This is a genomic window from Paucibacter sp. KCTC 42545 (genome assembly GCF_001477625.1).
Lineage (GTDB): Bacteria > Pseudomonadota > Gammaproteobacteria > Burkholderiales > Burkholderiaceae_C > Paucibacter_A.
Genome location: NZ_CP013692.1, coordinates 4,471,926 through 4,498,577 on the forward strand (window position 1 = coordinate 4,471,926; position 26,652 = coordinate 4,498,577).

Annotated in this window: 21 protein-coding genes; 4 read left to right on the plus strand and 17 right to left on the minus strand. The window is 66.3% G+C overall.

Features of this window, described 5'->3' with window-relative positions; translation table 11 throughout:
- Position 1: 1 nt before the first annotated feature.
- The 13 genes from AT984_RS19145 to AT984_RS19205 all read right to left on the minus strand — a co-directional run bounded on the left by AT984_RS19145 (position 2) and on the right by AT984_RS19205 (position 14,818).
- On the minus strand, positions 2-1,183 hold the full coding sequence (locus AT984_RS19145) for an ABC transporter permease (protein ID WP_231741467.1): 1,182 nt from the start codon (positions 1,181-1,183) through the stop codon (positions 2-4).
- Positions 1,183-2,370: an ABC transporter permease gene (locus AT984_RS19150; protein WP_058721469.1), complete on the minus strand. Its 1,188-nt coding sequence runs from the start codon at positions 2,368-2,370 to the stop codon at positions 1,183-1,185. Before AT984_RS19150 ends, AT984_RS19145 begins: the two co-directional genes overlap by 1 nt.
- A gap of 50 nt (positions 2,371-2,420) precedes the next feature.
- The gene (locus AT984_RS19155) at positions 2,421-3,410 is read right to left on the minus strand and encodes an HlyD family secretion protein (protein WP_058721470.1); all 990 of its coding nucleotides are present in this window, start codon (positions 3,408-3,410) and stop codon (positions 2,421-2,423) included.
- Positions 3,411-3,462: 52 nt separating this feature from the next.
- On the minus strand, positions 3,463-4,827 hold the full coding sequence (locus AT984_RS19160) for a TolC family protein (RefSeq protein WP_058722470.1): 1,365 nt from the start codon (positions 4,825-4,827) through the stop codon (positions 3,463-3,465).
- A gap of 116 nt (positions 4,828-4,943) precedes the next feature.
- Positions 4,944-5,945 carry a ChaN family lipoprotein gene (locus AT984_RS19165; RefSeq protein ID WP_082680187.1) on the minus strand — a complete coding sequence of 334 codons (1,002 nt, stop codon included), beginning with the start codon at positions 5,943-5,945 and terminating at the stop codon, positions 4,944-4,946.
- Entirely contained in the window at positions 5,942-6,679 is a 738-nt protein-coding gene (locus AT984_RS19170) for an energy transducer TonB (RefSeq protein WP_197418179.1), read from the minus strand. The genes AT984_RS19165 and AT984_RS19170 overlap by 4 nt, the downstream gene beginning before the upstream one ends.
- Positions 6,680-6,687: 8 nt before the next feature.
- Positions 6,688-7,485, minus strand: coding sequence for an ATP-binding cassette domain-containing protein (locus AT984_RS19175; RefSeq protein ID WP_058721473.1), 798 nt, complete (start codon positions 7,483-7,485; stop codon positions 6,688-6,690).
- Between the two features lie 3 nt (positions 7,486-7,488).
- Positions 7,489-8,580 carry a FecCD family ABC transporter permease gene (locus AT984_RS19180; protein ID WP_058721474.1) on the minus strand — a complete coding sequence of 364 codons (1,092 nt, stop codon included), beginning with the start codon at positions 8,578-8,580 and terminating at the stop codon, positions 7,489-7,491.
- 35 nt (positions 8,581-8,615) lie between these two features.
- Positions 8,616-9,542 (minus strand): heme/hemin ABC transporter substrate-binding protein, encoded by a 927-nt coding sequence (locus AT984_RS19185; protein ID WP_058721475.1) that lies wholly within the window; start codon positions 9,540-9,542, stop codon positions 8,616-8,618.
- Complete coding sequence (locus AT984_RS19190) at positions 9,539-10,624, minus strand: hemin-degrading factor (protein WP_058721476.1); 1,086 nt, start codon at positions 10,622-10,624, stop codon at positions 9,539-9,541. The genes AT984_RS19185 and AT984_RS19190 overlap by 4 nt, the downstream gene beginning before the upstream one ends.
- 23 nt (positions 10,625-10,647) lie before the next feature.
- Complete coding sequence (locus tag AT984_RS19195) at positions 10,648-12,849, minus strand: TonB-dependent hemoglobin/transferrin/lactoferrin family receptor (RefSeq protein ID WP_058721477.1); 2,202 nt, start codon at positions 12,847-12,849, stop codon at positions 10,648-10,650.
- Between the two features lie 354 nt (positions 12,850-13,203).
- The gene (locus AT984_RS19200; protein WP_058721478.1) at positions 13,204-13,722 is read right to left on the minus strand and encodes a Dps family protein; all 519 of its coding nucleotides are present in this window, start codon (positions 13,720-13,722) and stop codon (positions 13,204-13,206) included.
- Positions 13,723-13,843: 121 nt separating this feature from the next.
- Positions 13,844-14,818 carry a helix-turn-helix transcriptional regulator gene (locus tag AT984_RS19205; RefSeq protein WP_058721479.1) on the minus strand — a complete coding sequence of 325 codons (975 nt, stop codon included), beginning with the start codon at positions 14,816-14,818 and terminating at the stop codon, positions 13,844-13,846.
- Positions 14,819-14,939: 121 nt separating this feature from the next.
- On the opposite strand from AT984_RS19205, the gene AT984_RS19210 reads away from it, so the two are divergent.
- The gene (locus AT984_RS19210; protein ID WP_058721480.1) at positions 14,940-15,593 is read left to right on the plus strand and encodes a LysE family translocator; all 654 of its coding nucleotides are present in this window, start codon (positions 14,940-14,942) and stop codon (positions 15,591-15,593) included.
- A 185-nt stretch (positions 15,594-15,778) separates the two neighbouring features.
- Here AT984_RS19210 and katG read toward each other — a convergent pair whose 3' ends face one another.
- Positions 15,779-17,977, minus strand: coding sequence for a catalase/peroxidase HPI (gene katG / locus AT984_RS19215; RefSeq protein ID WP_058722471.1), 2,199 nt, complete (start codon positions 17,975-17,977; stop codon positions 15,779-15,781).
- 402 nt (positions 17,978-18,379) lie between these two features.
- On the opposite strand from katG, the gene AT984_RS19220 reads away from it, so the two are divergent.
- The 3 genes from AT984_RS19220 (at position 18,380) to AT984_RS19230 (ending at position 21,656) form a co-directional block, all read left to right on the plus strand.
- Positions 18,380-18,727 carry a DUF4148 domain-containing protein gene (locus tag AT984_RS19220; protein ID WP_058721481.1) on the plus strand — a complete coding sequence of 116 codons (348 nt, stop codon included), beginning with the start codon at positions 18,380-18,382 and terminating at the stop codon, positions 18,725-18,727.
- A gap of 240 nt (positions 18,728-18,967) precedes the next feature.
- On the plus strand, positions 18,968-20,638 hold the full coding sequence (locus AT984_RS19225; RefSeq protein WP_197418180.1) for an ATP-binding protein: 1,671 nt from the start codon (positions 18,968-18,970) through the stop codon (positions 20,636-20,638).
- Between the two features lie 25 nt (positions 20,639-20,663).
- The gene (locus AT984_RS19230; RefSeq protein WP_082680188.1) at positions 20,664-21,656 is read left to right on the plus strand and encodes a substrate-binding domain-containing protein; all 993 of its coding nucleotides are present in this window, start codon (positions 20,664-20,666) and stop codon (positions 21,654-21,656) included.
- 8 nt (positions 21,657-21,664) lie between these two features.
- Here AT984_RS19230 and AT984_RS19235 read toward each other — a convergent pair whose 3' ends face one another.
- The 3 genes from AT984_RS19235 to AT984_RS19245 all read right to left on the minus strand — a co-directional run bounded on the left by AT984_RS19235 (position 21,665) and on the right by AT984_RS19245 (position 26,510).
- Complete coding sequence (locus AT984_RS19235) at positions 21,665-22,561, minus strand: bifunctional transcriptional activator/DNA repair enzyme AdaA (protein ID WP_082680189.1); 897 nt, start codon at positions 22,559-22,561, stop codon at positions 21,665-21,667.
- A 125-nt stretch (positions 22,562-22,686) separates the two neighbouring features.
- The gene (locus tag AT984_RS19240; RefSeq protein ID WP_058721484.1) at positions 22,687-25,587 is read right to left on the minus strand and encodes an ATP-binding protein; all 2,901 of its coding nucleotides are present in this window, start codon (positions 25,585-25,587) and stop codon (positions 22,687-22,689) included.
- A complete protein-coding gene (locus AT984_RS19245; protein ID WP_058721485.1) occupies positions 25,584-26,510 on the minus strand; it encodes a LysR substrate-binding domain-containing protein in 927 nt (308 codons plus the stop codon). Before AT984_RS19245 ends, AT984_RS19240 begins: the two co-directional genes overlap by 4 nt.
- Positions 26,511-26,652 lie beyond the last annotated feature (142 nt).

The window sequence follows — 26,652 nt, forward strand, 5'->3', positions numbered from 1 at the left end:
ATCAGCCCAGCGCGGTCGGCGTGCCGCCCGAGCGGCGCTGAACCGCCCAGGCCGCCAGCAGCGTGAAGGCGGCGGCCTGCGTCAGCAGCGCCCAGCCGTAGGGGGCCACCGCTTCCAGCGGCGCGCCCATTTGGTTCAGGCGCAAAAAGGCCTGAATGCCGACCACGGCGGGCACGGCATCGCCCAAGGTCTGCAAGGCCGCCGGCAGCGATTCGCGCGGCCAGGAGAAGCCGGCGATGAAGGCAATCGGCAGCGAGGTGCATAACAGTGCCTGCATGGCCCGCTCGCGGTCAGCGAACAAGGCGCCCAGGGCCACGCCCAGCGCGGCCACGCCCCAGCAAAAAGGCAGGAGTAAAAGCGCCAGCCCGGCGTTATTGCCGCCATGCGGGTAGCCCAGCCAGGGGAACATCAGGCCGAAGTACCAGGCCGCTGAGAGCAGGCCGAAAAGCGCGAAGGCGGCGATGCGGGCCGACCAGGCCGTGAGGCTGTTGTCCCGCGTAGCCTCAGGCTCGCCGGCTTGCGGGCGGCGCTCAAACCAGGTGCCTACCCACAGCGCGGTGCCGATCAGCAGCAGCTGCTGGATGATCAGCACCGCCACCGCTGGCACCACATAGCTGCCATAGCCCTCGCTGGGGTTGTAGAGCGCAATCAGTTGCACATTGAGCGGGCTGCGCGACTGCTCGGCTTGCAGCGGCGGCTGGCCGCGGGCCTTGAGCGTCTTGAGTTCGGCGCCGGCCGAGACGGTGCCAATCACCTCGCCAAAGCCGCTCAGCACCACCTTGTTGGTGAGGAAGTAGGCGCCGTCCGACAGCACTGGAAGGGTGACGGCCTGGCCACGCCCCACATCGCGCTTCATGCCGGCGGGCAGCAGCACATAGCCTTCGATCTGGCGGCGTGCCATCAGCGAGCGCGCCTCGGCCTCGTCGGCGCTCACCACGCTCATGTCCAGGCGCGGGCTGGCCTGGGCGAAGCGCACGATCTGGCGGCTCAGGCTGCTTTGGTCTTGATCGACGATGGCCACCGGCACGCGCTGCAGCGCCTGCGTCGAATAGGGCCAAGGGTAGAAAAAAGAGTAAATCACCGGCGCCACTAGCAGCATCAGCAATGCGCCCTGATCACGCAGGGCCGAGGCCAGGGTGGCCCCGAGGTGTTTGAACCACGACATATCGGCTTGCCCGCTCATCAACGCCGCCCCCAGCTGCTGGGCCGCAAGGCCAGGCGCGGCAGCATGAAGCAGGCCGTCATCAGCAGCGCCAGGCTGGCCAGGGCCAAGCCGCCCAGGGTGGCTTGCAGGTCAGCGGGGCTCAGGCCCGCCTGCAGCAGGCCGATCTGGCCTTGCAAAACCCAGGTGAAGGGCAAGGCTTGCGCCCACATCCGCGCACCTTCGGGCATGGCCATCAGCGGGAAGGCCAGGCCGGAGAAAGCGAAGGCTGGCGCGGTGATGAAGCCGGCGGCCGAGAGCACCAGGCGCAGCGAGCGCCCGGCCAGTGCAATCGCCGCGCCCAGCGCCAGGTAGAGCGCGATCATTAAACCGTGCAGTAACAAAAGCGTGCTCAGCGTGCCCTCGGGCACCAAGCCCAGGCGGCCCAGAATCAGCCAGAAGGCAAAGTTCACCAAATTCAGCAGCAGCCAGGCCGGGGCCAGCTTGGCCAGCAGCGCAGGCAAGGCCTGACCCCCGCTGGCGGCCAGCCAGGCGGGCGCGGTGGCGTCGCGCAGCTCACGCCCCACCGTCCAGCCGCCGGCGACCATGGCCAGCAGATGCAGCAGGGCGGGGATCAGGGCGGTGGCCAGAAACTGCTGGTAGTTCAGCGCGCCGTTGTAGAGCGCGCCCAGGCTGCTGCGCAGGGGCTCGAAGGCCTCTTTGGCGGCCAGCGGGCTTTGGCCGCGCTTCTCGCGTGCCGTCAACTCAATGCCGGCCGACAAGGTGGCCACCACCGTGCGCACGTCTTTTTGAATCAGGCCCGAATGGCTGGAGAACTGCGCGTTATGCAGCAGGGCCAGCTGCCCGGCCTGGCCATGCTTGATGCTACGCGCTAGGTCGGGCGGAATCACCAGCGCGGCATAGACCTCGCCGGCGCGCAAGGCGCGCTGCATGGCTTGCTCGTCGCTGAACTGGGCGCTGAGCGCCAGCCCCGGCGCGCCGTCCAGCATGCGCTGCAACTGGCGCGACAAGGCGCTGTGGTCGCCGTCCAGCACGCCGATGGGCAAGCGCGTGGGCAGGCCCGCCGCAAAGCTCCAGATCACCATCAGGCCCAGCAGCAAGGGCACCCAGCTCAGCATGGCCAGGTCGAAGGGGCGCGCCCAGAGCAGGGCGCACTCGCGGCGCAAGCTGTCGCGCCAGGGGCGGGGGTTGCTCAGAGTCTCGGGCATGGTGGGGTCAATGCGGCATCAAGGCACGCGGCGGGCGGGCAGATGAAGGCTCACTTCACCAGCACACTCATCCCGGGCCGCGCTTGCGCAATCGGCTGCAGTGGCTTGGCCTTGACCTCAAAGGTCCGCAAGTCATAGCCCTGGTTGGCACGCGTGGCGCGCCAGGTGGCGAAGTCCGGCAGCACTTGCGAGGCCGTGACCTTGAAGCGCACCGTGAGCGGCTTGGCCTGGCTCTTCAGCGCGGGCAACTCGGCGTCGAACTCCTGGCCGATGGCAAAGCGGGCCAGCTGGTCTTCACGCACATTGAACACGGCCCATTGGTTTTGCAAGTCCACCACGGTCAGCACCGGCACGCCGGCGGGCGACAACTCGCCCACCTTGGCCAGCAGCTTGGCCACTTCGCCGCCCACCGGGCTGCGCAGTTCGGTCTCGGCGCGGGCGCTTTCCACTTCCTGCACCACGCCGGCGACTTGGGCGGCTTGGGCGGCGGCCGCGGCCTTGTCTTCGCTGCGGGCGCCGGCGCGGGCCATATCGGCTTGCGCCTTGGCCGCATCGGCCAGGCCTTGCGAGGCATGCCAGTTGGCTTCGGCCTCGTCGCGCTTTTGCTGTGCCACCAGGCCGTCTTTGTAAAGGCTCTCCACCCGCTCGTAGCTCTTCTTGGCCAGTTCGGCCCCGACCTTGGCGCGCTCGTAATTGCTTTGCGCCATGCGGATCTCTTCGGGCCGCGCGCCGTTCTTGGCTTTTTGCGCCACCGCTTGCGCAGCCAGTTCGGCGCTATTGGCTTGTGCCAGCTTGGCCGCGACTTCGGGGCTGTTGATGCGCAGCAGCAGGCTGCCGGGCGCGACCTTCTGGCCCTCTTGCACCATCAGCTCGGCGATGCGGCCGGTGAGCTTGGGCGCGATATCGGTTTCCTGCGCTTCCATCATGCCTTGCAGCTGCTGGGGCGGCTCGCGGCCACCTTGCAGCAAGGCGTAAACGCCCCAGGCGCCCAGGCCCAGCAAGAGGACGGGCGCGACGATCTGGCTTGGTTTGAGTTTCATGGCTTTGCTATTCGTTCTACTTGCTTGCGGGCTTGCTTGCTGAAGCGCTGATTCACTCGACGCGCAGATCGGCTTGCGCCAGGAACTCGCCCAGGCGATGAATCTGGCCGCTGGCTTGCAGCAGGCCGGTCAGGGCCATCACGTACTCATACGCCACTTGGGCGCGCTCGGTGCGCAGCTTGGCCAGATTGAGTTCGGCGTCGATCAAATCAAGCGCCGTGCTGGTGCCCTGGCGCAGGCCGGCTTGGCGCAGGCGCAGCAGCTCCAGGCCCAGCTCGTCTTGCGGCGCCAGGCCGATGAATTGCTCGCGCGCACGTTCGGCGCTGCGCCACTGCTTTTCCACCAGCAGGGCGATGTCGCTGCGGGCCTGGGCATCGGCGGCATTGACCTGCTCGATCTGCTTGGCGTGTGAGCGCGACAAGGCCTCGTGGTCAAGCGAATCCCACAGATTTACCCGCACGCCCACACCGGCCACCCAGTCGCGGTTATGGCTCAAATTGCTTTGGCCAAAGGCAAACAGCTGTGGCTTGTTGAGCGCGTCGCCTGCGGCCTTGGCTTGCTCGGCCTGGCTGCGTTTGGCGGCCACTTTGGCCAAGCCGGGGTGGTGGGCCAGGGCTTGGTCAATGAACTCTTGCAGCGGTGCCAGCGGCTGGCTGCGCAGGGCCAGCGGTGTGCTGGGCGTGGGCGGCGCTCCCGCCAGCTTGACGCTGCGGGCCAGGGCCACCGCGGCCATCTCGGCATCGCTGCGTGCCTTGCGGGCCTGGTGGCGGGCATCTTCCAGCGCGGCGCGCGCCTGCAGGCGTTCGAGCTGGGACACAACGCCGACCTTGAGCATCTTCTCCAGCGCCGCATCATGCTCGGCCACGCCTTGCACCACCGCCTCGCGCAAAGCGGCGGCGCGGCGCGCCAGCTGGGTCTGGAAGTAACGCTGCGCCAACTGGCCCAGTGCTTCTTCTTCAATATGGCTCAGCTCGGCCTGCGCCTCGTCACCCTGGGCTTTGCTCAAGCCGCGCGCTGCGTCGGCCGCGCCGCCCATATAGATCGGCCAGACCGCGTTGAGGATGGCGGTTTGATTGCTGTTGCGCCGCTCAAGCGTGTAGTCGGAAGGCAGCGGGGGCAGGGGCGGCAACAAGCCGGCAAGGCCTGGCGGCAAGAGGCCGATCGCGTTACCAAGACCCTGGTTGAGCGGATCCAGGTTCAGGTCAAGGCTGGCCTTGTAGCGGTAAGCGGCGCCGTAGAGGCTGACGATGGGCCCGCCCAGCCGGGCAACGCCTTCGCTCTGCGCCTGGCGGTAGGCCACATTTGCGCGCGCGCCGGCCAGCTGATCGGAGCCTTGTTGCAGCTGCTGCACGGCGTCCTGCCAGCTCAGTCCTGGCGGTGCCGCCGTGTCCGCCGCCCAGGCTTGGGCGAGCAGCATGGGCAGGAAAAAAATCAGCCGCAGCGCGGCTTTCGATGGGGTGGGGATGGAGGCGCTCACGCCGCTGAGGTTAACCGATCTCGATGGCTGTTTGGCCGCACTGAGGGGGGCTCCAATTAGGGGGTCGCAGGCGGCATCTTGAAGCCGGCGCAGGGATCATCGCGCGTGGCGGCCGGCGTGCGCCAGACATGGGTGTACAAGCCGGCAGTGGGCTGGCCAATCTCGGCGAACCCAACGCTGATCACACGCGCTTTTGGGGCCTGCTGCTGAATCCAATAGGCCAAGCCATAGTCGCTGCGGATATGACCATTGCCGGCCAGCAGCAGTACCGGTTTGGCGCCGGCCTTGGCGGCGGCTTTCATGGTGCTCCACAGGCTGGCGTCGCGCAGGCCTTGCGCCCAGATCATGCCTTCGAGCCGTGGGCCGCTGAGTTGGCCGCAATGGCCTTGCACCAGGTCGGCGGCCAAAGCGGCGCGCCCCGGCGCTGACAAAGGTGTCGCGTCCATTTGCGCGCGGGCGAAGTCGGGCAAGGCATCGCGGCCTTCTCGTGCGACCTGGCGTGCCAGCGGGGTTGCCACATTGCCGCCGAGCAATGTCATGCCCGAAGCCCTCAGCCCTTCAAACAAAGCCTCGTGCAAAGGCCAGCGCCAGGCCTTGGCCTCAAAGCCGGCGCCGCTGAGTTGACTCAGCAGATCCAGTTCGGGCCGCAGCTGCAGCTGCGCAGGGGCAGGCAGGTGCTCGGCAACGGCCACGGCGGGCGCACGCAACTGGGCCAGCAGCGCGCCGCGGCGCTGATGATGCAAGGGGTTGTCATGCACTTCACCCAGCAGCACAAAGTCGCTCTGGCGCATCAGCGTCAACAAGTCGGCCGGGCTCAGCACTTCTTGGCTGCGGCTATCGATCAAGCTTTCGCCCGTGGGCTCTGTTGCTTCGGGGCTGGCTTGGGCAGTCGTCGTTGCCATCATCACTGCCGCTGCCGCCAGCAGCAGTGCGATGGCCGGACGAGCTTGGTGTGAAGGCGCATGGCGGGCGGGCATGGAGTCGTGCAGCATTGGGATGAGATTCTCAAAAAGAGCGGGCGCTCTGGTGTCGATGGGCCGCAAGAGGATGGAACTCATTGCAGCAGATCTTGTTGCAAGGTGAAGCGCACCGGGTACTCCACCCAGCTGGCGACGGTTTGCTCCCCACGCCGGGCCGGGATGAAACGACAGGCTTGCGCGACCAGTCGGGCCGCTTCATCGAATAGACGCAGGCCGCTGCCCTGCTTGAGCTGGATGTCGGTCGCGCGGCCTTGTTCGTCCACTTGCACCCGCAGCGTGACCCGCCCTTGCAGGCCGCGTTCGCGCAGCAGGGCGGGATAGAGCCGGGCGGTGTTGCTGGCCGAGCATTGGCCATGCTCGGGCGGCAGGCTGGCCGCCACCCACTGGGCTTCGGGCGGCTGTTTGCTGGGGGCCGGTGCTGGCGCTGGCGTGGGGGACTTGCTGTCGACGGCCGCGGGCGCATCGGTGGTATGGGCCAGCAAGGGCGCGGGCTTGAGCGTTGGCGCGGCAGGGACGATGGCTTCGCTTGCTTCTTGGGCGGTGAGTGTGGTGTGGGCGGGCAGCGCGGCAGCGGGCGGTAAGCGCGGACGCAGACGTGATTGCGCATGGCTAGAAGCCGCCTCCGTCACCTCGCTGGCAGCGCGCCGCTGAGGCACGATGAAGGCGCTGATCCTGGCGCCATCGGCGGTTTGGGTGGGCTGGGCGCGCAGGCGCTGCGGCGTGGCGCTTGAACTCCAGGTCCAGCAGCAAAGCAATGCGGCTGAATGCAAGATGAGCGATAGCCATAGGCCTGGCCTCAGGGGCCAGCTCATGCGCCAGCTCATGCCGCCTCCGCCACCCGACGCGCGGAAACGGGGCCTGCGCGGCTGGCCAGCAAGGCCATGCCCTCGGCGTCTTGCAAGAGCCGCAGGCGCAGGCCGTAGAGCTGTTCCAGCAGCGGCAGCACGGCGGGAACCGCCTCGCAATCGGCCAGGATCTGGCCGTCCTTCAAGAGCCATAGGCGCTCGAAGTGATTCATGGCCAGGCTCATATCGTGCAAGACCGCGACCAAGGCATGACCGCGCTCGGCGGCAAATTCGCGCATCGCGTGCATCAGCTCCAAGACCAAGCCGGGGTCCAGCGCCGCCAGCGGTTCATCCACCAGCAGCACGCCGCCTTCGGCATCCCAGAGCTGCGCGAAGACGCGGGCCAACTGCACCCGCGCTTGCTCGCCTCCCGACAAGGTGTCGAAGCGCCGCCCCCAGAGATGGCTGGCATGTGCTTGCGCCAAGGCCTGGCGCACGAGCGCCATTTGCGTCGGATCGAACTCGCGTGCCACACGGCCGAGCGACACCACCAACTCGACCGGCAAGGCGAATGCCAGGCCATGGGCCTGAGGCAGTACGGCGCGTCGGCGCGCCAGTTCGGGCGCCGACCAATGCTGCAGATCGCGGCCGCCCAAGGTGACTGAGCCCTGAGAGGCGGGCAGCTCCTTGGCCAGCAGTTTCAGCAGGCTGGATTTGCCGGCGCCGCTGGGGCCCAGGATGGCGACGCGATCACCGGCCCGCAGCTGCAGATTGAAGCGACCCAGCTGGCGCGAACCCACGCGCAGCGAGGCTTGGTGCACTTGCATCAACATGGCTCAAACACTCCCCATGCGCTGCACCGACTTGCGCAACATGAACAAAAACCAGGGGGCACCGATCAAGGCGCTGAACACGCCCACCGGGATTTCGGCCGGTATGGCCAGGGTGCGCGCCAGCGTGTCGGCCAGCATCAGCAGCAAAGCCCCCGCCAGCATCGCGATTGGCAGCACGCGGCGCAGGTCTGCCCCCACCCATTGGCGGGCCAGGTGCGGCGCCATCAAACCGATGAAGCCGATGCTGCCGCACCAGGCCACGGCCAAGGCGCTGAGCAAGGCCACGCAGGCGATGGTCTGCAATCGCAAGCTATGGACCTGCACGCCCACATGGCTGGCCGCCGCCTCGCCAAGGGCCAGGGCGTTGAGCCGGGGCGCCATGCGTTTGGCCAGAGTCGCCGCCAGCACCACGGCCCCACCCATCAGCGCCACCATCAACCAGCTGGCGCCGGCCAAGGAACCCAGGGTCCAAAAGCTCAGTGAGCGCAGTTGCTCATCCGTGGCCAGGTGGCTGCACAAGCCGACCAGCGCAAAGGCCAGGGCCTGAATCGCCAGGCCGCTGAGCAGCAGCGCGGCGATGGAGCCCGGTGCCAGCCAGCGCGCCAAGCGCTCCAAGGCGAAGCACACCAGCAAGGCGCCGGCGAAGCCGACGGCCGGCAGCAGCCAAACCCGCCAGGGCGCAGGCAGGGCCAGTTGCAGGCCGGCGAACAGGGTCAGGCTCAGGGCCACAGCGGCCGCCGCACCGCTGGTGACACCCAGCAGGGCCGGGTCGGCCATCGGGTTGCGGAACAGGGCTTGGCTCAAGGCACCCGCCAGCCCAAGCCCCGCCCCAACGCTGGCCGCCAGCAAGATGCGTGGCAGGCGCAGCTGCCACAGCACATGGGCGCCGGCGCTGCCGCTGTCCTCAGTCCACGGCCCGTGCAGCCAGTCCTGCAGGCCAATCGGCACGGCGCCCAGCTGGCTCAGCGTGAGCAGGAGCCCTAGCAAGGCGGCGGGCAAGGCGAGCATGCGCAGCAGGCGTGCACGCGAGCCGGGCTGGACAAGTGGGCGATCCAAGCCCGCCGCAGCGGGTAGGCTGGCATTGAGGCGGCTCATGGGCAGGCGCTCCTTCTACTCTCGCTCAATTTGGCTCAGGCCTTGGCGTGCAGCGCCGTGGCCAAACGGCTCAAGGCCAGCGGCAAACGGGGGCCGAAGCCCAGCAGCTCCAAGGCATCCATGGACACAAGGCGTTGCGCCCGCCCTGCGGGCGTCTGGGCCAGGCCGGGCAGTTTCAGAAAGTCCTGAATGCTGCCGGCCGCGGCCAATCCTTGGTCGGTGACCAGCAAGATGTCGGGCGCGGCGGCAATCGCGGCCTCGGGTGTCAGCTGTTTATAGCCCTTGAAGCCTTGCACCGCGTTCTCGACCCGGGCATAGCGGAGCATGGCATCGGCTGCAGTGTCTTGCCCCGAAATGCGCAGCTGCTGCGGGCCATGCGCCAACACGAACATCACCCGAGGCGGGCGGCTGGCGTTGGCGCTGGCTTGCAGCTGCTGCACTTGGGCCACGCTGCTCTGCCATTGCCGGCGCAAGCGCTCGGCCAGGGCTTGGGCTTCGCTGGGCCGCTGCAGCAATTGACCCAGTTTCAGGCAGCGTTCAATCAGGCCTTCAAAACGATGCTCGGCGCTCAGCACATGCAGGGGAACGCGGGCGGCTTCCAACTGGCGCAAGACGGCCGGAGGGCCGGCATCTTCGGTGGCCACGATCAAGTTGGGTTGCAGCGATAGCAGGCCTTCGGTGGCCAGGGTGCGGGCGTAGCCGACCTGGGGCAGTTTCTGCGCCACGGCGGGGTAGAGCGAGCTGCTGTCCACGCCCACCAAGAGCTGTTGCAGGCCGAGTTCGTAAATCAACTCCGTCACGGCGCCGCCCAGGCTGATGACGCGCAAGGCTTGAGTCTTGGCCGGAGCCTGCGCCCAGGCGCCCGGCAGCCCGAGGCCCAGGCCGACGCTGGCCGCCCAGGCCAAGCATTGGCGGCGCTGTGTTGGCGCCAGCGCTGTGCGTGGGTAAGGGGCGGGCTTCATGGGCACGCGGCCAACTCCGCCGCCGGGTCGGTCAGGCTGTTGAGCAGGCTGCGCCAATCGCAGCGTTCGGCCTGGCCCGGCTTGCGTTCGCCGAACAGCATGGCGATATTGCGGCCTTCGGCGTCGAAGAGTTCCAGTGAACTCACCAGGCCATCAACGGTGGGCTTGCGCACCAGCCAGACCTGCGCGATGTGATCCTCCCGCAGATGGAGATTGAAGCCGGGATCCAGGATGTTGATCCAGGGCCCCATGACGGCCACTTTTTGCACCGGCCCGGTGTGGATCTGGATCAGGCCGGGGTTGCCGACGAAGACCATGATGGACACGCCCTGCTGGGCGGCACGGCTGATGAGTTCGTGCACGCTGCCGATCGGCAGTGGCTGGACAAACTGCGCATCCGCGAGCCGCAGGGCTTGGGTTCGGCTGACGCCAAAGCGCTTCAAGAGGCCGAAGAAGTCATGCGTATCGCGCAAGGAGGCCCAGGCCGCGCGCAGGCCAGGCACGTCGATGTCGGCGTCGCTGCGCTCGCTGGGCTCGGCGGGCACCGGCCCGAGTTCAAGGCCGGGCGTTTGGTCTTCGGCCGTAAAGGCGCTCAGCAATGCGGTGTAAGCGGCCAGATCGCTTTGTGGGCGCAGGAAGACTTTGTGGATGGCCGAGCCCGCCGCATCAAAGAACTGCAAGCTGCGTTGCAAAGCCCCGTCGGACAGGCGCTCGCTGACCGCAAAGCCATGCGACCAGACGCGATAGAACAGGCGCAAATCGATCTCGCCGAGCACCAGGCCCACGCCGTGCTGGGCCGAGGCCTCGCGGTATATGCCCACTTTTTCGTGCACGCAAGAGGCGTTGCGGGTCAGCGCCATCAGTTCGCCCAAAGGCTCCAGGGCGGCGATCAGCTCGGGCCACTCGGCCTTCAGCCGCAAGGCCTGCAGCGGCGACTCCTGCGCTTCGAAGTGGCCGACATGGGAGGCGATCAACTCGCCCTCGCTGATGGCCAGTGACTCGGCAATATCGCGATGGCGGGCTCGGTGTTGTTGGCGCGCCGAGGTGAAGGCTTGGCGCAGATCGCTGTAGCGGGTTTGCATAGGGGGCTCCTGGGTAGGGGGAATCAGAAGTCGGCGCGCAGCGAGAGCTGGACCTGCCGGCCGGGTGCGGTGTAGGCGTCAAGCACGGCATTGCTGGCTTCCAGGCCGCGCACGTCGGCCCACTGCCAATACTTGCGATCGCCCAGATTGGTGATCAGGACATTGGCGCTCAGGCCAGCGCTGATGCGATACGAGGCGCCGAGATCAATAACGTCGAAGCTTGGCGGCAAGAAGGCCTTGGCATCGCTGACTTGTGAGGCCGGCTTGGCCGCGCTGTGCAGCCAGTTGGCGCGCAAGCTCCATGGGCCGCTTTCATACTTGGCGCTGAGGCTGGCGCGGGTGGGCTGAATGGTGTCGAGTGGCCGATCGGCGCCGTCGACCTGGCTGTCGCCGCGGCTGTGGGCGATGGCGGCATTGAGTTCCAAGCCCGGTGCGGCTTGCCAGATCAGCCTTGCCTCAGCGCCGCGGATCTGCGCTTGCTGCAAGTTGATGTACTGGAACACCAGCGGATCGTTCGGCCGGCCGCTGCCGCGCACCACTTGCTGGCTGATGAAGTCTTTGTAGCGGTTGTAGTAAGCACTGAGTTGCCAACGCAGGCCGCTGATCGGCTGGCCGCGCAAGCCGGCTTCCAGGCTGTTGGCATGCTCGGCTTTGAGCTCGGGATTGCCGATGCTCATATAGCCGTGGACCGGATTGGCAAAGCCATTGTTGACCTGGTCGGGCGCAGGTGCGCGGAAGCCCAAGGCCCATTGGGCATAGGGCTGCAATTGCTCAGTGGCGCGCCAGACCAGGCCCAGCCTTGGCGTCAGGGCCTGGTCGCTGAGGCGCACGGCCGTGCCGCTGTAGCCCTCGGGCTTGGGGGCCAGGCGATAGCTGTCGTAGCGCAGGCCGGGCACCAAGCTGAAGTTGCCTGCTGCCAGCTCGCTTTGAACGAAGCCGCCCAGTTGGGTGTAGTCGGTGTCAGGGAAGGGTTTGCTGGGGAAGGTCTCGCCGGCGGGCGGCACCGTGCCGTCACGCAGCGCTTGGATGCGGTTGCGGCTCAGGTCCAGGCCATAACTGATCACTTGGCCGGGCAGCTGGGTCTGGGCTTGGCTGCTCAGGCCGAGCAGACGCTCGCGGTATTGGCCCGATCGGGTGCGGTCGGGCGAGATGTGGCGGTCTTCGCTGGCAAATTGCCGGGTCTCGCTGTCTTGCACATAGAACTGGGTCTTCAAGGCATGCAGCCAGCTGGCGTTCAGGTCCTCAAAGCGATGCTCCAGCGAAAAGCGTTGTCGCTCCAAGCGGTCTTGCGCTTGCAGATCGACGACGGCGCTGGGCGTCTTGGCGTTGACGGTTTCGGCGCGTGCCGAGAGCACATCGGTGTCCACCTGGCGGCGTCGGCCTTCCGCGGTGGCTTGAACCTGGTGTTGGCCATTGATGCGCAAGCCGGTCTTGAGCAGCCAGCTCTTGCTGCTGATATCGGCTGGGTTGGCCGCGGTGCGGCTGCTTTTAGGGGCTTGGTTATCGCCGTGGCTTTCGGTTTCGTGCCCGCTGCGGCTGCTCAGCAAGAGCAAGCCAGTCCAGTCGCCGCTGCGGCCAGCCACCGCGCCGGACAGCCCGAGGGAGCGATCGACCGACAACCAACTCGCGCGCGCAAAGCCGCCCGTGGTCTTGCCGTTCACCAGCAGGTCCTCCGGGCTGAGGGTGCGCAGGCTGAGTGCGCCGGCGAGGCCGTCACTGCCGTATTGCGCCGAAGCGGGGCCGCGCAGCACTTCGGCGCCGGCCAGGGTGTCCATCTCGGTGTAATCGAGTCGGCCGCTGGAGAAAGCGCCGAAGTTGAAGCTTTGCGGCAAGCGAATGCCGTCCACCAGCATCAGCACCTGATTGCCTTCCAGGCCGCGGATATTGAGCCCCTCATTTCCGCCGCGGCCGGTGGCCGCACCTGCCGCTGTGAAGCGCGGTGACGCCGCGCGCACCGCCAGATCGACCTCTTGATCCAGCAAGGCTTTGAGGTCGCGGGCATCCCGCTGCGCCAGCTTTTTCTTGCCGTAGACGCTGACCGTGTTCGGCACTGCGTCAGTGCTGCGCTCGGTGCGTGTGCTGCTGACGGTGACTTCACTCAGCGCAACACTGTTGTCGGGCGCTGGTGCTGAATTCGTTGTGGAGTTTTGCGCCCAGCCGATCGACGGGCTAAAGGGCAGGCATAGCGCAGCGAGCGCCAGCGCGACGGGAGTCTTGCGCAGCATAGGGAATCAGTCCGAAGTGATGACACACGGGCTGGCTCACAGTGGCTGGCTGGTGCAGAGGAAAGCAGGGATCAGGGTGACCGGAAGGGCGCCCAGCTCAGCGTCTCTGGACGCAAGGGCACCGGTCATTGCTCCGCAGCATAACACAGTACATGCGAATAATTCGCATTTAGATTTGATGGTGGTGCGTGCTGACTGCTGTTCGCTATCGGCTTGCGATGCCGTGGCCACAAAGAAAAGGCCCCGGCGCTGAGACAGCCGGGGCCTTGTGGATCACTTGAAATTGCGCGCTGGCCAGGTCTCGCAGGTTTGGCCAATCAGCGGGCGCAGCCTGCGCTGCGGCCTCGCCTGTGCTTACTCTTCCAGCAGGCTGCGCAGCATCCAGGCGGTTTGCTCGTGCACCGTCAGGCGTTGGGTGAGCAGGTCGGCGCTGGGCTCGTCGGCGGCTTTTTCCACGGCGGGGAAGAGCTTGCGGGCGGTGCGCGCCACGGCCTCATGGCCTTCCACCAGAATGCGCACCATCTCCAGCGCCTTGGGTGGCGTGGTGGGGGCGTCGGACAGCGAGCTCAGCTGCGCGAACTGTGCATAAGAGCCCGGCGCCACATGGCCCAGGCTGCGGATGCGTTCGGCAATCGGGTCCACCGCATTCCACAGTTCGGTGTACTGCGCCATGAACATGGTGTGCAGGGTGTTGAACATCGGCCCCGTCACATTCCAGTGGAAGTTGTGCGTGGTCAGGTAGAGGGTGTAGGTGTCGGCCAGCAAATGCGCCAAGCCGCTGGCGACCGCGGCGCGGTCTTTGTCGGAGATGCCGATATTGATCGCGCTGCTGCCGATGTTCTTGCCCTTGCTGGTTGCTGCCTTCTTGGCCATGGGATGCTGCTCCTGGTTGGGTTTGAGTGAATGGGGTGCCGGCTCGCGACAGGCCCTGGCTACTCAGGGCTGTCATCCTAAGCGGGACTATAGGCCCGGCTTGGCTGGTGCCTTTGCCATCCTAGGGATGAGCGGCCAGGTTTTGCAGCCGTTCGCCCAGTTCTTGCAACTCGCGCCGCAAGGCGGCTGGTTTGATGACGCGCCAGGCAAAGGGCCAGCGGCCGATCTCGCGGGCCAGCGCAGCCAGATCGTCGATCTGCGCGTGCAAGCTGAGCGTACCGCGGCTGCCGTCCAAGCGCCCCAACTCCGGGGCGATATGCCGCTGCGCCGTGGCCAGGTCGGTGTGCAAGCGCATCTGCACGCTGTGCGTGCGCGGCAGCTCGGCAATCGCCTGGGCCAAATGGCCCAGCACATCAAAGCCCTTGGGCCGCAAGAAGCTGGCGGGCCGGGCTTCCACCGCTTCCACCCGGTCCAGCCGGAAGCAGCGCAAGGCGCGGCGCAGATGGCAGTGGCCCACGGCATACCAGGCACCGGCCCGGAAGGCCAAACCGTAGACATCGACCTCGCGCACGCTCGCCTCGCCCGAGGGCGCGCGGTAGAGCAGTTCCACCCGCTGCTGCGCCCGCGCGGCGGCGGACAGGGCCAGCAACTCCTGGCTGCGCGGCAATGCGGCGGAGCGGCCATCTCGGGCCTCCATCGCCACCACCTCGCTGACATCGCGCAGGCGTTTTTGCAAATTCTTGGGGCTGACGCGCTCCAGCTTGGCCTGCGTGCTGGCAATGGCGGGCAGGATGCCGTGCAGGCCCAGCTCGCGCGCCGCCCGCAAGCCCATTGCCAGGGCCAGGGTTTCGTCCTGCGTGAACATCAGCGGCGGCAGCTTGTGGCCGGGGCCGAGTTGGTAGCCGCCGTCGCAGCCCCGGCGCGCTTGCACCGGCACACCCAGGGCCTGCAAGTGGCCGATGTAGCGCCGCACCGTACGCGCATCCACCCCCATGGTCTGCGCCAGCTCGGCGCCGCTGACCTGTTGCTTGGCCTGCAGCAATTCCAGCAGGGCCAGCACGCGGCTGGTGGGTTTGCTTTTGTTGTCAGTGGGCATGCAGGTGTGGGCAAGCTTGGCGCAAGCCGAACAAATCGATATAGGGCGGATTCTGTCCTGATTGATGCTTAGACTGCGAGCCGCTTTCCATTCATCGTGCTGACGCCAGCCAACTCCCGCCATGCAAACCGCCAACAGCTTGTGGATCTTCTTCGCCCTGACCCTGGGCATCATTGCCCTGCCTGGGCTGGACATGGCCTTCATCGCCGGCAGCGCCACGGCCGGAGGCCTGCGGGGTGGGCTGGTGGCTATGGCCGGCGTGGTGGCGGGCGGCTTTGTGCATGTGCTGCTCAATGTGCTGGGGCTGGCGGCCTTGCTGATGCTGTGGCCGGGCGCGTTTCAGGCCCTGCTGCTGGCGGGCTGCGTCTACATGGCCTGGATTGGCTGGGGTATGTTGCGTGCGCCCGTGGGGGCCGATGAAGGCGCGAGTGCGGCGTCAGCGCCGGTGCCGCCGCCGGCCTTGGGCTCGATGCCGCGCGTGTTCATGCGCGGCATGATGAGCTGCTTACTCAATCCCAAGGCCTATGCCTTCATGCTGGCGGTCTTCCCGGCCTATTTGCAGGTGACGCAGCGCAGCGTGGCGGCGCAAGCGGCCTTGCTGGCCGCCATCATTGCCGGTAACCAGATCGTGGTTTACGGGGCGGTGGCGGCTGCGGCAGCCGGGGCGCGCCATTGGCTAGGGCCACGTGGCGCCACGGCGGGCTGGATGGTGCGTGGCGTGGGCCTGGTGCTGATCCTGGCCGCTGCGTTCACGCTGTGGCGGGCGTGGCCCTGAAGATCAGCTGGCGCTGTGGCGCATCCAGTCGACGATGAACTGCGCGCCCAGGGCGCTGCCCGAGAGCTGAATGGCTAGGCCAAGCAAGTGGCGGGGTTTGTTGAACATGGGGTACTCCTTTTGGGGTGGATGCATCGGGGCTGAGCCGCAGCTCAGCCCCGGTGTGTTGACGCTAGCCCAGGGGCTTAGGCCAGGTCGAAACGGTCCAGATTCATGACCTTGGTCCAGGCGGCCACAAAGTCAGTGACGAACTTGGCTTGCGCATCGCTGCTGCCGTAGACCTCGGCCACGGCGCGCAGCTGCGAGTTGGAGCCGAAGACCAAGTCCGCGCGGGTGGCGCTCCAGCGCAGGCTACCTGTCTTGCGGTCACGGCCTTCAAACAGCTCTTGCTCGGGCGACACGGCCTTCCACTCGGTGTTCATGTCCAGCAGATTGACGAAGAAGTCATTGCTGAGCGTGCCGGGCCGCTGCGTGAACACACCGTGCGGCGATGCACCCACATTGGCACCCAGCACCCGCAGGCCGCCGACCAGCACGCTCAACTCCGGCGCGCTCAAGCCCAGCAGCTGGGCCTTGTCGATCAGGAAGGCTTCCGCCGGCACGCTGTAGCGGGCCTTGACGAAGTTACGGAAGCCATCGGCCACCGGCTCCAGCACGGCGAAGGCGTCCACATCGGTCTGCGCCTGTGAGGCATCCATGCGGCCCGGCGTGAAGGGTACGCTCAAGGCTTGCCCCGCCTTTTGCGCGGCCAACTCAATGCCCACGCCTCCGGCCAGCACGATCAGATCGGCCAGTGATACCTGCTTCTTGCTGGCAGCCTGGCTGACGTTGAAGGCGCTTTGAATGCCTTCCAGCGTCTGCAGCACCGCGGCCAATTGCGCGGGCTGGTTAACGGCCCAATCCTTTTGCGGTGCCAGGCGGATGCGCGCGCCATTGGCGCCGCCGCGCTTGTCGGAGCCACGGAAGGTGGCAGCCGAAGCCCAGGCGGTGCTGACCAACTGCGCCACCGTCAGGCCGGAGGCAGCGATCTTGGCCTTGAGTTCGGCGATGTCTTTGGCCTCGATCAGCGCATGGTTGAGCGCGGGAATCGGGTCTTGCCAGATCAGCTCTTCGGCCGGCACTTCCGGGCCCAGGTAGCGGGTACGCGGGCCCATATCGCGGTGGGTCAGTTTGAACCAAGCGCGGGCAAAAGCGTCGGCGAACTGATCCGGGTTGGCCAGGAAGCGGCGCGAGATCTTCTCGTAAGCCGGGTCCACGCGCAGCGACAAGTCGGTGGTCAGCATGGTGGGCAAGTGGCGCTTGGCGGGGTCGAACGCGTCGGGCGTGTTGGCTGTGGCGTTCTTGGCCACCCACTGGTGCGCGCCGGCGGGGCTCTTGCTCAGCTCCCATTCGTAGCCGAACAGGTTTTCGAAGAAGTTATTGCTCCAGGCCGTGGGGGTGGTGGTCCAGGTCACTTCCAGGCCGCTGCCAATGGCATGCGAGCCCTTGCCGCTGCCGTAGCTATTCACCCAGCCCATGCCTTGCTGGGCCATGTCGGAGGCCTCGGGGTCAAGGCCCACATGCTTGGCATCTGCCGCGCCATGGGTCTTGCCGAAGCTGTGGCCGCCGGCGATCAGGGCGACGGTTTCTTCGTCATCCATGGCCATGCGGGCAAAGGTTTCGCGGATATCGTGCGCGGCGGCCAAAGGGTCGGGGTTGCCGCCGGGGCCTTCCGGGTTCACATAGATCAGGCCCATCTGCACGGCGGCCAGCGGGTTCTCCAGATCACGCGCGCCGGAGTAGCGCTTGTCGTCGCTCAGCCAGGTGCTTTCCGAACCCCAGTAGACGTCTTCCTGCGGCTCCCACACATCGGCGCGGCCACCGGCAAAGCCGAAGGTCTTGAAGCCCATAGATTCCAGCGCCACGTTGCCGGTGAGGATCATCAGGTCGGCCCAGGAAATCTTCTGGCCGTACTTCTGCTTGATCGGCCACAGCAGGCGGCGCGCCTTGTCGAGGTTGACGTTATCGGGCCAGCTATTGAGCGGCGCAAAGCGCTGCTGGCCGGCACCGGCGCCGCCACGTCCGTCGCCGGTGCGGTAGGTGCCGGCGCTATGCCAGGCCATGCGCACAAACAGGGGGCCGTAGTGGCCGAAGTCGGCCGGCCACCAGTCTTGGGAATCGGTCATCAGCGCATGCAAGTCTTGCTTGAGCGCGGCCAGGTCCAGGCTCTTGAAGGCCTGGGCGTAGTCAAAGCCCGGGTCCAGGGGATCGGACAGCGCCGAGTGCTGATGCAGCACGCCCAGCTTCATCTGATTGGGCCACCAGTCGCGGCTGGACTTGGCTTGAGCGGCGCTCGCGGCAGCGGCCGCGCTGTGGTTGAAAGGGCACTTGGCTTCGGTGGACATGGGCATCTCTCCTTGGGTTTTGAGCGCCGCCCATCGCAGGGAGGCGTCGCCTTGTGGGGCCAGCTGGGCTGACAGTGCTGCAAGCTTAGGGCGCCTGGATCAATAGCGCCAGTTAATAGAATCAAACTCGTCGATAGTTAAACATAAACTCGACGCCATATCTTCATCAGACAAAGTTTGCCGCGCAATCCCACATTGCTTGGCCGCGTTTGGCCAGCGCACAGCTGGCGCCGCAATCAGGCTGCCTGGCGCCGCACCTTGCAGCCTTGGTCGCAAATGGATGGGCCGCCCCGGCCCGATTCGCGACATTGCCCTCCAGCGAAGCCACATCGGCTTCGAGCCCCGGCTGCAATCCCTCGGGTCCGAGCCGGGCGGACCTAGTTTTTGATGGAGTGACGAATCATGTCCAAGACTGCAACTTTCACGCGTTTTTCTTTTCAATCCCTGCGCCCGGCTGCTCTGCTGCTCGCAGCGGCTTGGGCTGGCTGCGGCCCAGCGCAGGCAGCTGATAGCAAGCCAGCGGTGCAGGCGACGCCAGCAGCCTCGGCGCCATCGACTGAGCGCAGCCGCGCCGAGGTGGTGGCCGAGTTGGTCAAAGCCCGCGCCGAAGGCCAGATGCCCGCCGACAACGAGGTCGACCCCTTCACCACCCAGCGCCGAGCCGAGGCCAAGCAGCGCGAAGAGCGGCGCTTGGCAGCGCTCCAAGGCCAGCAGCTCACGGCCGCAGCCAAGAGCGCCAGCCAAAAGTAGGCGCGACCCAGATGGGCATGCGCCGTGTCCGCCCTCGGTTGATGAAGCTTCCTCGCGCGCAAACACCCGTTCCTCCGACCCCTGCCAGCCGTCCGATTGGCTGATCAAAATCAGCTGAGTGCAGCTAGCCGCCCGCCCAAGCTGGCGGGCTTGGGCTTAGACTGCAGCCGAGGGTAAATCAGAGATGCTGGAGGGGCGTGCTTTGAACTTTTCACTGGCCAGCCGATGGCAGGTGCTGCCGTGAAAGAGCGGTCATCGCGCGTGCAGCCCCGCGTCGGCATTGGTCAGCGTCTGGCACTGAGCTACGGCACCATCATCTTGCTGCTGGTGGGCTTGAGTGTGGTGGCGGTACTCAAGCTCAAAACGCTCAGCGAAACCACGAAGCAGGCCTTGCAGCGCGAATACCCGAAGACCGCCCTGGTCAATGAGGTGAACAGCCAACTCGGCATCGCCGCCCTGGCCATGCGCAATGCGCTGATCTTCAGCGAGGACGCGGCCCTGGCCCAGCACCAGGCCGACATCGCCTCGGCGAATCAACGCATGCTGGCCGCCCTGGCCACGCTGGCGGCGCAGGTGGAAGACCCCTTGGGCCGCGATCTTCTGCGCCGCATGCAGACGGTGCACTCGGCCTACAGCATCAATCAGGACGACTTCATCGGCTTGCTCAACCAGCATCGCCTGAGCGAGGCGCGCAATCTGCTGATCGTTGATTTGCATGGCTACCAAACCGACTACTTCGCCTTGCTGGAGCAGTTCAGCCAACACCAGGCGGCGCAGATGTTGGCGGCCAGCCGTCATGTCGAGCAAGACTACCTGGAAGCTCGCTGGCTGATCTTTGCGCTCTCAGGCATGGCGCTGCTGCTGAGCGTGCTGGTCACGGTGCTGATCACCCGTTCCCTGCTGCGCCGCCTGGGCGGCGAGCCTGAATATGCGGTGGACATTGCGCGCCGCATCGCGGCGGGCGATATGCAGATGGCGATCCACTTACGAGGCAGCGACAGCAGCAGCCTGCTACACGGTATGGAGGTGATGCGCAAGCGCTTGATCGAGCGTGACGATGCCTTGCGCTGCGCCAATGCCGAGTTGCAGCGCAGCCTCGACGCCATGAGCCAGATGCAGGCGGACCTGGTGGCCAGCGAAAAGCTGGCGGCCTTGGGCGCCCTGGTGGCCGGCGTGGCCCATGAGCTCAATACGCCGATCGGCAACGGTTTGCTGGCGGCCAGCACCATGGCCGATGCCACCCGCCAATTGCGTGAGCAGTTGTCACAACCGCTGGCCCGCAAGACCATGAACAACTATGTGTTGGAGATGCAGACCGCAAGCGAGATCGTGCTGCGCAATCTGGGCCGGGCCGCTGACCTGATCAGCAGCTTCAAACAAGTGGCGGCTGACCGCGAAAGCTCGCAGCGTCGCCCCTTTTTGCTGCACGAGGTGGTGAATGAAATCTGCAATTCCTTGCAGCCCGCCCTGAGCAAGGCGAGGTGCAGCCTGCAGGCCGAACTGCCGCATGACTTGCAAATGCTCAGCTTCCCCGGCCCCCTCGGACAGGTGCTGGGCCATCTGATCAATAACGCGATGCTGCATGCTTTTGAGGGGCGTGAGCAGGGGCAAATCAGGATCAGCGCGCGCAGCTTGGGCGCCGATCAAGTCGAGCTGAGCGTCAGTGATGACGGTTGCGGCATCCCGGAGGAGCATTTGAAGCATGTGTTTGAGCCCTTCTTCACGACCACCTTCGGTCGCGGCGGCTCGGGCCTGGGTTTGCACATCGCATTCAATATCGTTACCGGCATATTGGGTGGCAAGATACGCATCGTCAGTCAGCGAGGCCAGGGCACCACGGTGTTGATGAGCCTGCCGCGCGAGGTTGCCAGCGGGGCGCCGGACGGTCAATCCAGCCCCCAGCTGTCTTGAGTCAGTGAACAAGGGAGAGTTCGCCATGTCTGAGCCCCGTGCATCGCGCCGCGACTGTTTGCGTCAACTGATCTACGGCAGCGGCATGGCGGCGCTGGCGCCTTGGCCGCTGCAGGCCGCGCCGGCGCCGTTGGTGGCCTATCTGACGCCGGGCCTGGATCTGCCCTTCTGGCGCATGCTGGGGCGGGGCGTGCAGACGGTGGTGGAGCCGCAGGGCTTCGCTTTCGAGGCACTGGACAGCCGCAACAGCGATGCGCAGCAATTGCAGAATGCGCGCGCCGTGTTGGCGCGCGGGGCGGCCGGCATCGTACTGTCGCCGACCAGCAGCAAGTCGGCGCTGGATGTGTTGGAGCTGGCCAGCCGTGCCAAAGTGCCAGCGGTGGTGGCCGACATTGGCACCAATGGCGGCGAGTATCTGTCCTACATCAAGTCCGATAACTACAAGGGCGCTTTTGGCGTCGGCGTGGTGATGGCCCAGGCGATGAAGGAGCGCGGCTGGCAAGGCGGCGAATACGGGCTTTGCACCATCGCCCTGGATCGCAAAAACGGCCAAGACCGCACCAATGGCTTTCGTGACGCGATGCGCGAAGCGGGCTTTGGCAAAGAGGTGGCGCTGCGGCAGATGAAGAGCTATTCCACCGAGGAAACGCATGGCTTCGTCAAGGAGATGCTGATCCAGTTCCCCAAGCTGCGCGGCCTGTTTGTCGAGGTGGATCAGCCCACCCTGGGCGCGCTGCAGGCGGTACGCGAGGCCAAACGGGGCAATGATTTGCTGGTGGGCTCTTTTGACGGTATTCCGGAATTCGTCGACCTGCTCAAGAGCAAGGCCTTGTTGGCGGTAGGCATGCAGCAGCCCTTGTTGATGGGCAGCCGCGCCGCCGAGGCTTTGCTGGCCGGGCGCGCCGGGCAGCTGCCTGCCAAGCAGATTCTGGTGCCGGTGCTGATCGCGACCAGCCGCAATATCGAGGAATGGTTGCCGACGGCGCAGAAGACCGTCTTCGGGCAGTCCAACCCCTAAGGCTTCGCTCAAGCCAGCGAGTGCGCGGCGTTCGCCGCAAGACCCGAGGCCGCGCCTCGCGCCAGCTCCAGCCCCAGCAGCGCGCGCTTGGTCTGCGGCCCCCAGCGGTACTCGCCAAAATCGGCATTGGCGCGAATCACCCGGTGGCAGGGGATCAGATAGGCAATCGGGTTGGCCGCCACGCAGCTGGCCACCGCGCGCACCGCCTGCGGCGCGCCGGCCAGACGGGCCAGCTGGCTGTAGGACAAGACCTGACCCTCAGGAATAGCCAGCAGGGCTTGCCACACTTTCAGGCGCAGCGGCGTGCCGCTCATCAAGAGGCCAAGGGGCAGGCGCGCGCCCTGGCCGCTGAGCCGGCGCTGCACCTCGGCGGTCAGGGGCGCCAGCTCCTTGTGCGCTTCACGCCAGCTGGCCTGGGGCAGGGCAGCGGCGGCCTCGCGCTCGATCAGCTCGGCTGCTGAGGCGTCGCCCATGAAGACCAGGCGCATCACACCGCGCTCACTCGCGGCCAGCCAGATGGGCCCCAGCACGGTGTCAGCACAGGCCCATTGCAGCGTCAGACCGGCGCCACCGTTTTTGAAATCGCCCGGCGTCATGCCGTCCAGGCCGATGAACAGGTCATGCAAGCGCGAAGGCCCGGACAGCCCTGCCGCCAGCGCCGCTTCCATCACCGAGTCGGCCTGCGCCAGGCTTTGCTTGGCGCGCTGCAGGGCCAGCGCCTGGCTGAACTCCTTGGGCGTCACGCCGGCCATGCTGACGAAGCTGCGCTGGAAGTGAAACGGGCTCTGTCCGGCCTCGTCGGCCAGCGCTTGCAGCGGCGGCGCCTGCTCGGCCGCGGCGAGCCGCTCAATGGCGGCGCGAATACGTTGATAGCGCGCATTCATCGCGGCGCTACCTGCTGGCATGGCTGGCACCGCCGGGCGGCAAGGTCGCGCGCAAGCAGCCGGGCAGACGGCTCAGCGGCATGGCTTTGAATTTCAAATCGACTGAGGCGCATGGCAAGGGGCTGAAGCTGCGGATGAGCGCATTGTCAAATTGCGCTGCCGCTCTGCCCACCCGGTTCTTGCGCCGAGCCGGCCGGCGTTGAGACGGAAACCGCCGCCGTCCCCGCCGCCCCGCCGTCTACCCGCTGCGGCGCCTGCAAGGGCAGGTTCACCACAAAGCATGCGCCCGGCCCCTGCCCCTGCTTGGGCTCCAGCGTCAGGCTGCCGCCCAGCAGGGAGCTCACGATGTTGTGGCTGATTGAGAGGCCCAAGCCGCTGCCGCCCTGGCCGAACTTGGTCGTGAAGAAGGGCTCGAAGATGCGCTTGGCATGGGCGGTGCTGATGCCCAGCCCATCGTCCGCGAAGCGCAGCTCAACGCGGCCGTCCTTCAGCAGCTGGGCGCTCAAATGCATCTGGCCGCCGCGCCCTTCCCCGAAGCCGTGCAGCATGGCGTTGTTGATCAAATTGCTCAAGACCTGGCCAAAGGGGCCGGGAAAGCTGTTCATCAAGATGCCGGCCGGGATGTCCAGCGTGATCTGGTGCCCCTGCTTGCGAATGCTGGCATGCAAGGTGGCGACGAGCTGCTCGCACATGCCGGCCAGATCAAAGTCGCGGCGCTGCTCCACCGTCTGGTCGACCGCCACCTGCTTGAAGCTGGTGATCAGACGTGCGGCGGTCTCCAGGCCTCGCATGATCAGCCGCGCCATCGAGCGCGCTTCGTAAAAAAAGGCCGCCAACTCGCTGCGGCGCAAGGTATTGGCGACGGCGGCGCGCTCCACCTCGGCCGTTCTTTGTTCCAGCGTGCTGGCCATCAGCAGGCTGTTGCCCAGCGGGGTGTTCAGCTCATGCGCAATGCCGGCCACCAGCGCGCCCAGGGCGGCCAGCTTTTCTTGGGCAATCAGCTGGCTTTGCGCCTGCTGCAGGCGCTGGTAGGCGTTGGCGTTGTCCAGCGCGATGGCGGTGTAGGCGTTCAGGGTGCGAAAAATCATCCGCTCATGCTCGCCGTAAGCATCGGCCAGTGGCGACTGCACCGTCACCACGCCAAGCAGGCGATCCCCGATCAACAGCGGCGCAAACAGCGCGCTGAGGGTGCGCATGGTGCCGGGGATCTGACTGGGGTCGCTGCCGTCGGCCGCGAGTTGCACCGACAGTTCGCTGCGTTCAAGCGCGCAGCGCACCGCATTCGAAGCGGGATCGTTCAGCGGAATATGGTCGGGCGGCAGTCGCTCGCCATCCTCGAAACCGAACACCGAGTTCAGACCCTGGCCCTCGGCGTCGAGCAGATAGATTTCGAATGAGCGGGCATCCAGCAAAGAGGGGATGTGCTGGCTGAGCGCCGAGAAGATCGAGTTCAGGTCGAGTTGGCGGGTCAGCTCCTGGCCGATCAGGCCCAGCTTCTCCAGCGTGTCGCTATTGCGCTGCATCAGCTGGGCTTTTTGGCGCTCGGCCTCGGCCAACTGGCCCAGGTAGTCGGCCTGGGCGCGCGCACTCTCGCTCAAATTGCGCAACTGGATCGAGGCCAGGCGCTTGTCAGCCTCGCGGCCCAGCGTCTGGGCACGCGAACTGGCCGCCAGTTGGCTGGCCTCAAAAGCCTCCCGGTAACGCCCTGCATTGGCATAGGCGATGGCCAGGGCATTCAGCAGGTCGGCCCCGTCTTGGTAGCCGGCGATCGACTTGGCGCGCTCGCGGGCGCGTTCCAGGTATTGCATCGCCAGGCCTTGCGGATCGGCTGCTTGACGCTGCGCGATGCGTGCCAGCAGCAGGCCCAGCTCCACCTCCAGTTCACCCGCGCCGCGTGATGCCGCCAACTGCAAGGCCTGCTGTGCAAAGCGTTCGGCCTCATCCAACTGTTCCAGTTGCAGCATGGCCTGGGCTTGGCCGCGCAGCGCGACCATTTGCAAATCGACGAATCCCCCCAGGGCCTGCAGGCGCGCAAAGTAGCCGGTGGCCTCTTGCGCCCGCGTTTGATCGAGCGCCAAGCGGCCCAGATAACTCAAGCCCAGCGCGTAATTGCGCGCTTGCGCTTGCTTGGCAAAGCATTTCAGCGCCTCGGTCAAATGCTGCTCAGCCAAGTCCAGTTGGCCGAGTCGGCGCAGGGTATCGCCCAAGAGCATCAGGCAGATGCCGGTGCTGTTGCGCCAGCCCTGGCCGCGCGCCATATCCAGGGCGCGCTCGGTCCACTCCAGCGCCGCTTCCGGGGCATTCAATTCATTGAAGGAATGTCCCAGATTGACCTGGGCGGTGATGGCCTCGCGGATATTGCCGGCGTCCTTGAGGGGCTCGATCAGGGCCGAAAAACGTTGGATCGCTTCGCTCAGCTTGCTGGCGCGCATCGCCCGGTATGCGCCGTAGAGCTCGATCAGGGGCCGCGAGGCGGGTGCGAGCGCGGCGTCGATGTGCTCAAAGCGGTCGCCCCATCGGGCCTCGGCAGCGTAGCGGTCCGTCAAGCCGGCGTAGCGGGCTTGGCTGCATTCCAGCAGCCATTGCCGATCAAGGTCGCCGGCGCGCCGCGCCAGCTCGAAGCCGTGGCCAACCAGGTCGCAGCGAACCATATCGCCGTCGGCTGGGCTCAACAGCGCCAAAATCCAGCAGGCATCGGCAGCCGAAATCCAGTCGGCCGCCGCCTCGGCTTGTTGAAGAATCAGTGTGGCCAGGGCCTTGTCTTGGGCCGGCTCACCGCGCAGTCGGCGGACTTCAATACCGGTCAGTTGCAGGCGCCAGCGCAGCGAAGCGAGCAGCTCGGGCGGCAGGGCCGCGCAGGCCGCTGGGCTCAGCGCTTGCTCGACCTGCTGGGCCAGGGCGAGGGCGCGGCCGCAGTCGCGTTCGCGCAAAAGCCAGGCCAGCCGCGTTTGCGCCGGCAGCCGTTGCGGCGAGGGCAGGCCGGCGACTTCTTCCGCCAGGGCCTCGACCTCGGCGTTCAAGGCAAAGAAGGCCGGCGCCTGCCTCATGACAGGCGCGTCACCCCAGCCAGCTCGCAGCCGTAGACGGCATTGCGCAAGGCCGCAATGGCCTCGTAGCGGGTAAAGGTCTTGCGCCAGGCCAGCACCACCCGGCGGGTGGGCACGGGCGCGGCGAAGGGAATGAAGCGCAGATGATCCAGCTCTTGGCGCTGCTTGGGCACCGACATGGCCGGGACGACGGTCACGCCCATGCCCGAGGCGACCATGTGTTTGATGGTTTCCAGAGAGCTGCCTTCGAAGCTTTTGCGTATGCCTTCGGCGTCGCTGGAGAAACGCGCGAACTCCGGGCAGACCTCCAACACCTGATCGCGGAAGCAGTGGCCGGCGCCAAGCAACAGCATGGTTTCTTGCTTCAGCTCCTGGGTGCTGATGCTGCTGCACTGGGCCAAGGGGTGCTTGGCGGGCACGGCGACCATGAAGTCCTCGTCGTACAGCGGCGCCACGGCCAGGCCGGTGTCGGGGAAGGGCTCGGCCAGGATGGCGCAGTCCAGCTCGCCGGTGCGCAACATATCGAGCAGGCGCACGGTGAAGTTCTCCTGCAGCATCAGCGGCATCTGCGGATAGTCTTCAATCACCCGCTTGACCAGCTCGGGCAGCAGATAGGGGCCGATGGTGTGGATCAGGCCCAGGCGCAACTCACCGGCCAGGGGATCTTGGCCGCGCTTGGCGATTTCCTTGATGGCATGGGCTTGCTCCAGCACCGACTGGGCCTGGCGCACGATGTCCGCGCCCAGGGCGGTGACCGAGACCTCGGCAGCGCCGCGCTCGAAGATCTTCACATCCAGCTCTTCTTCCAGCTTCTTGATCGCCACGCTCAAAGTGGGCTGCGACACAAAGCAGGCTTCGGCAGCACGGCCGAAATGCCGCTCGCGGGCCACGGCGACGATGTAACGCAACTCGGTCAGGGTCATGGGTTCGGCTTTCTGCTGGGCAGCTGGCGCAGGCAAAGCCTATATTGTCAGGGGCGAAGTGCAAGCTGTGCTTGCCGCATGACATCGGGGCACACAGCTACACTTCGGGCCGCTGGCATGGGACTTTCAATTGCCGGCCCAG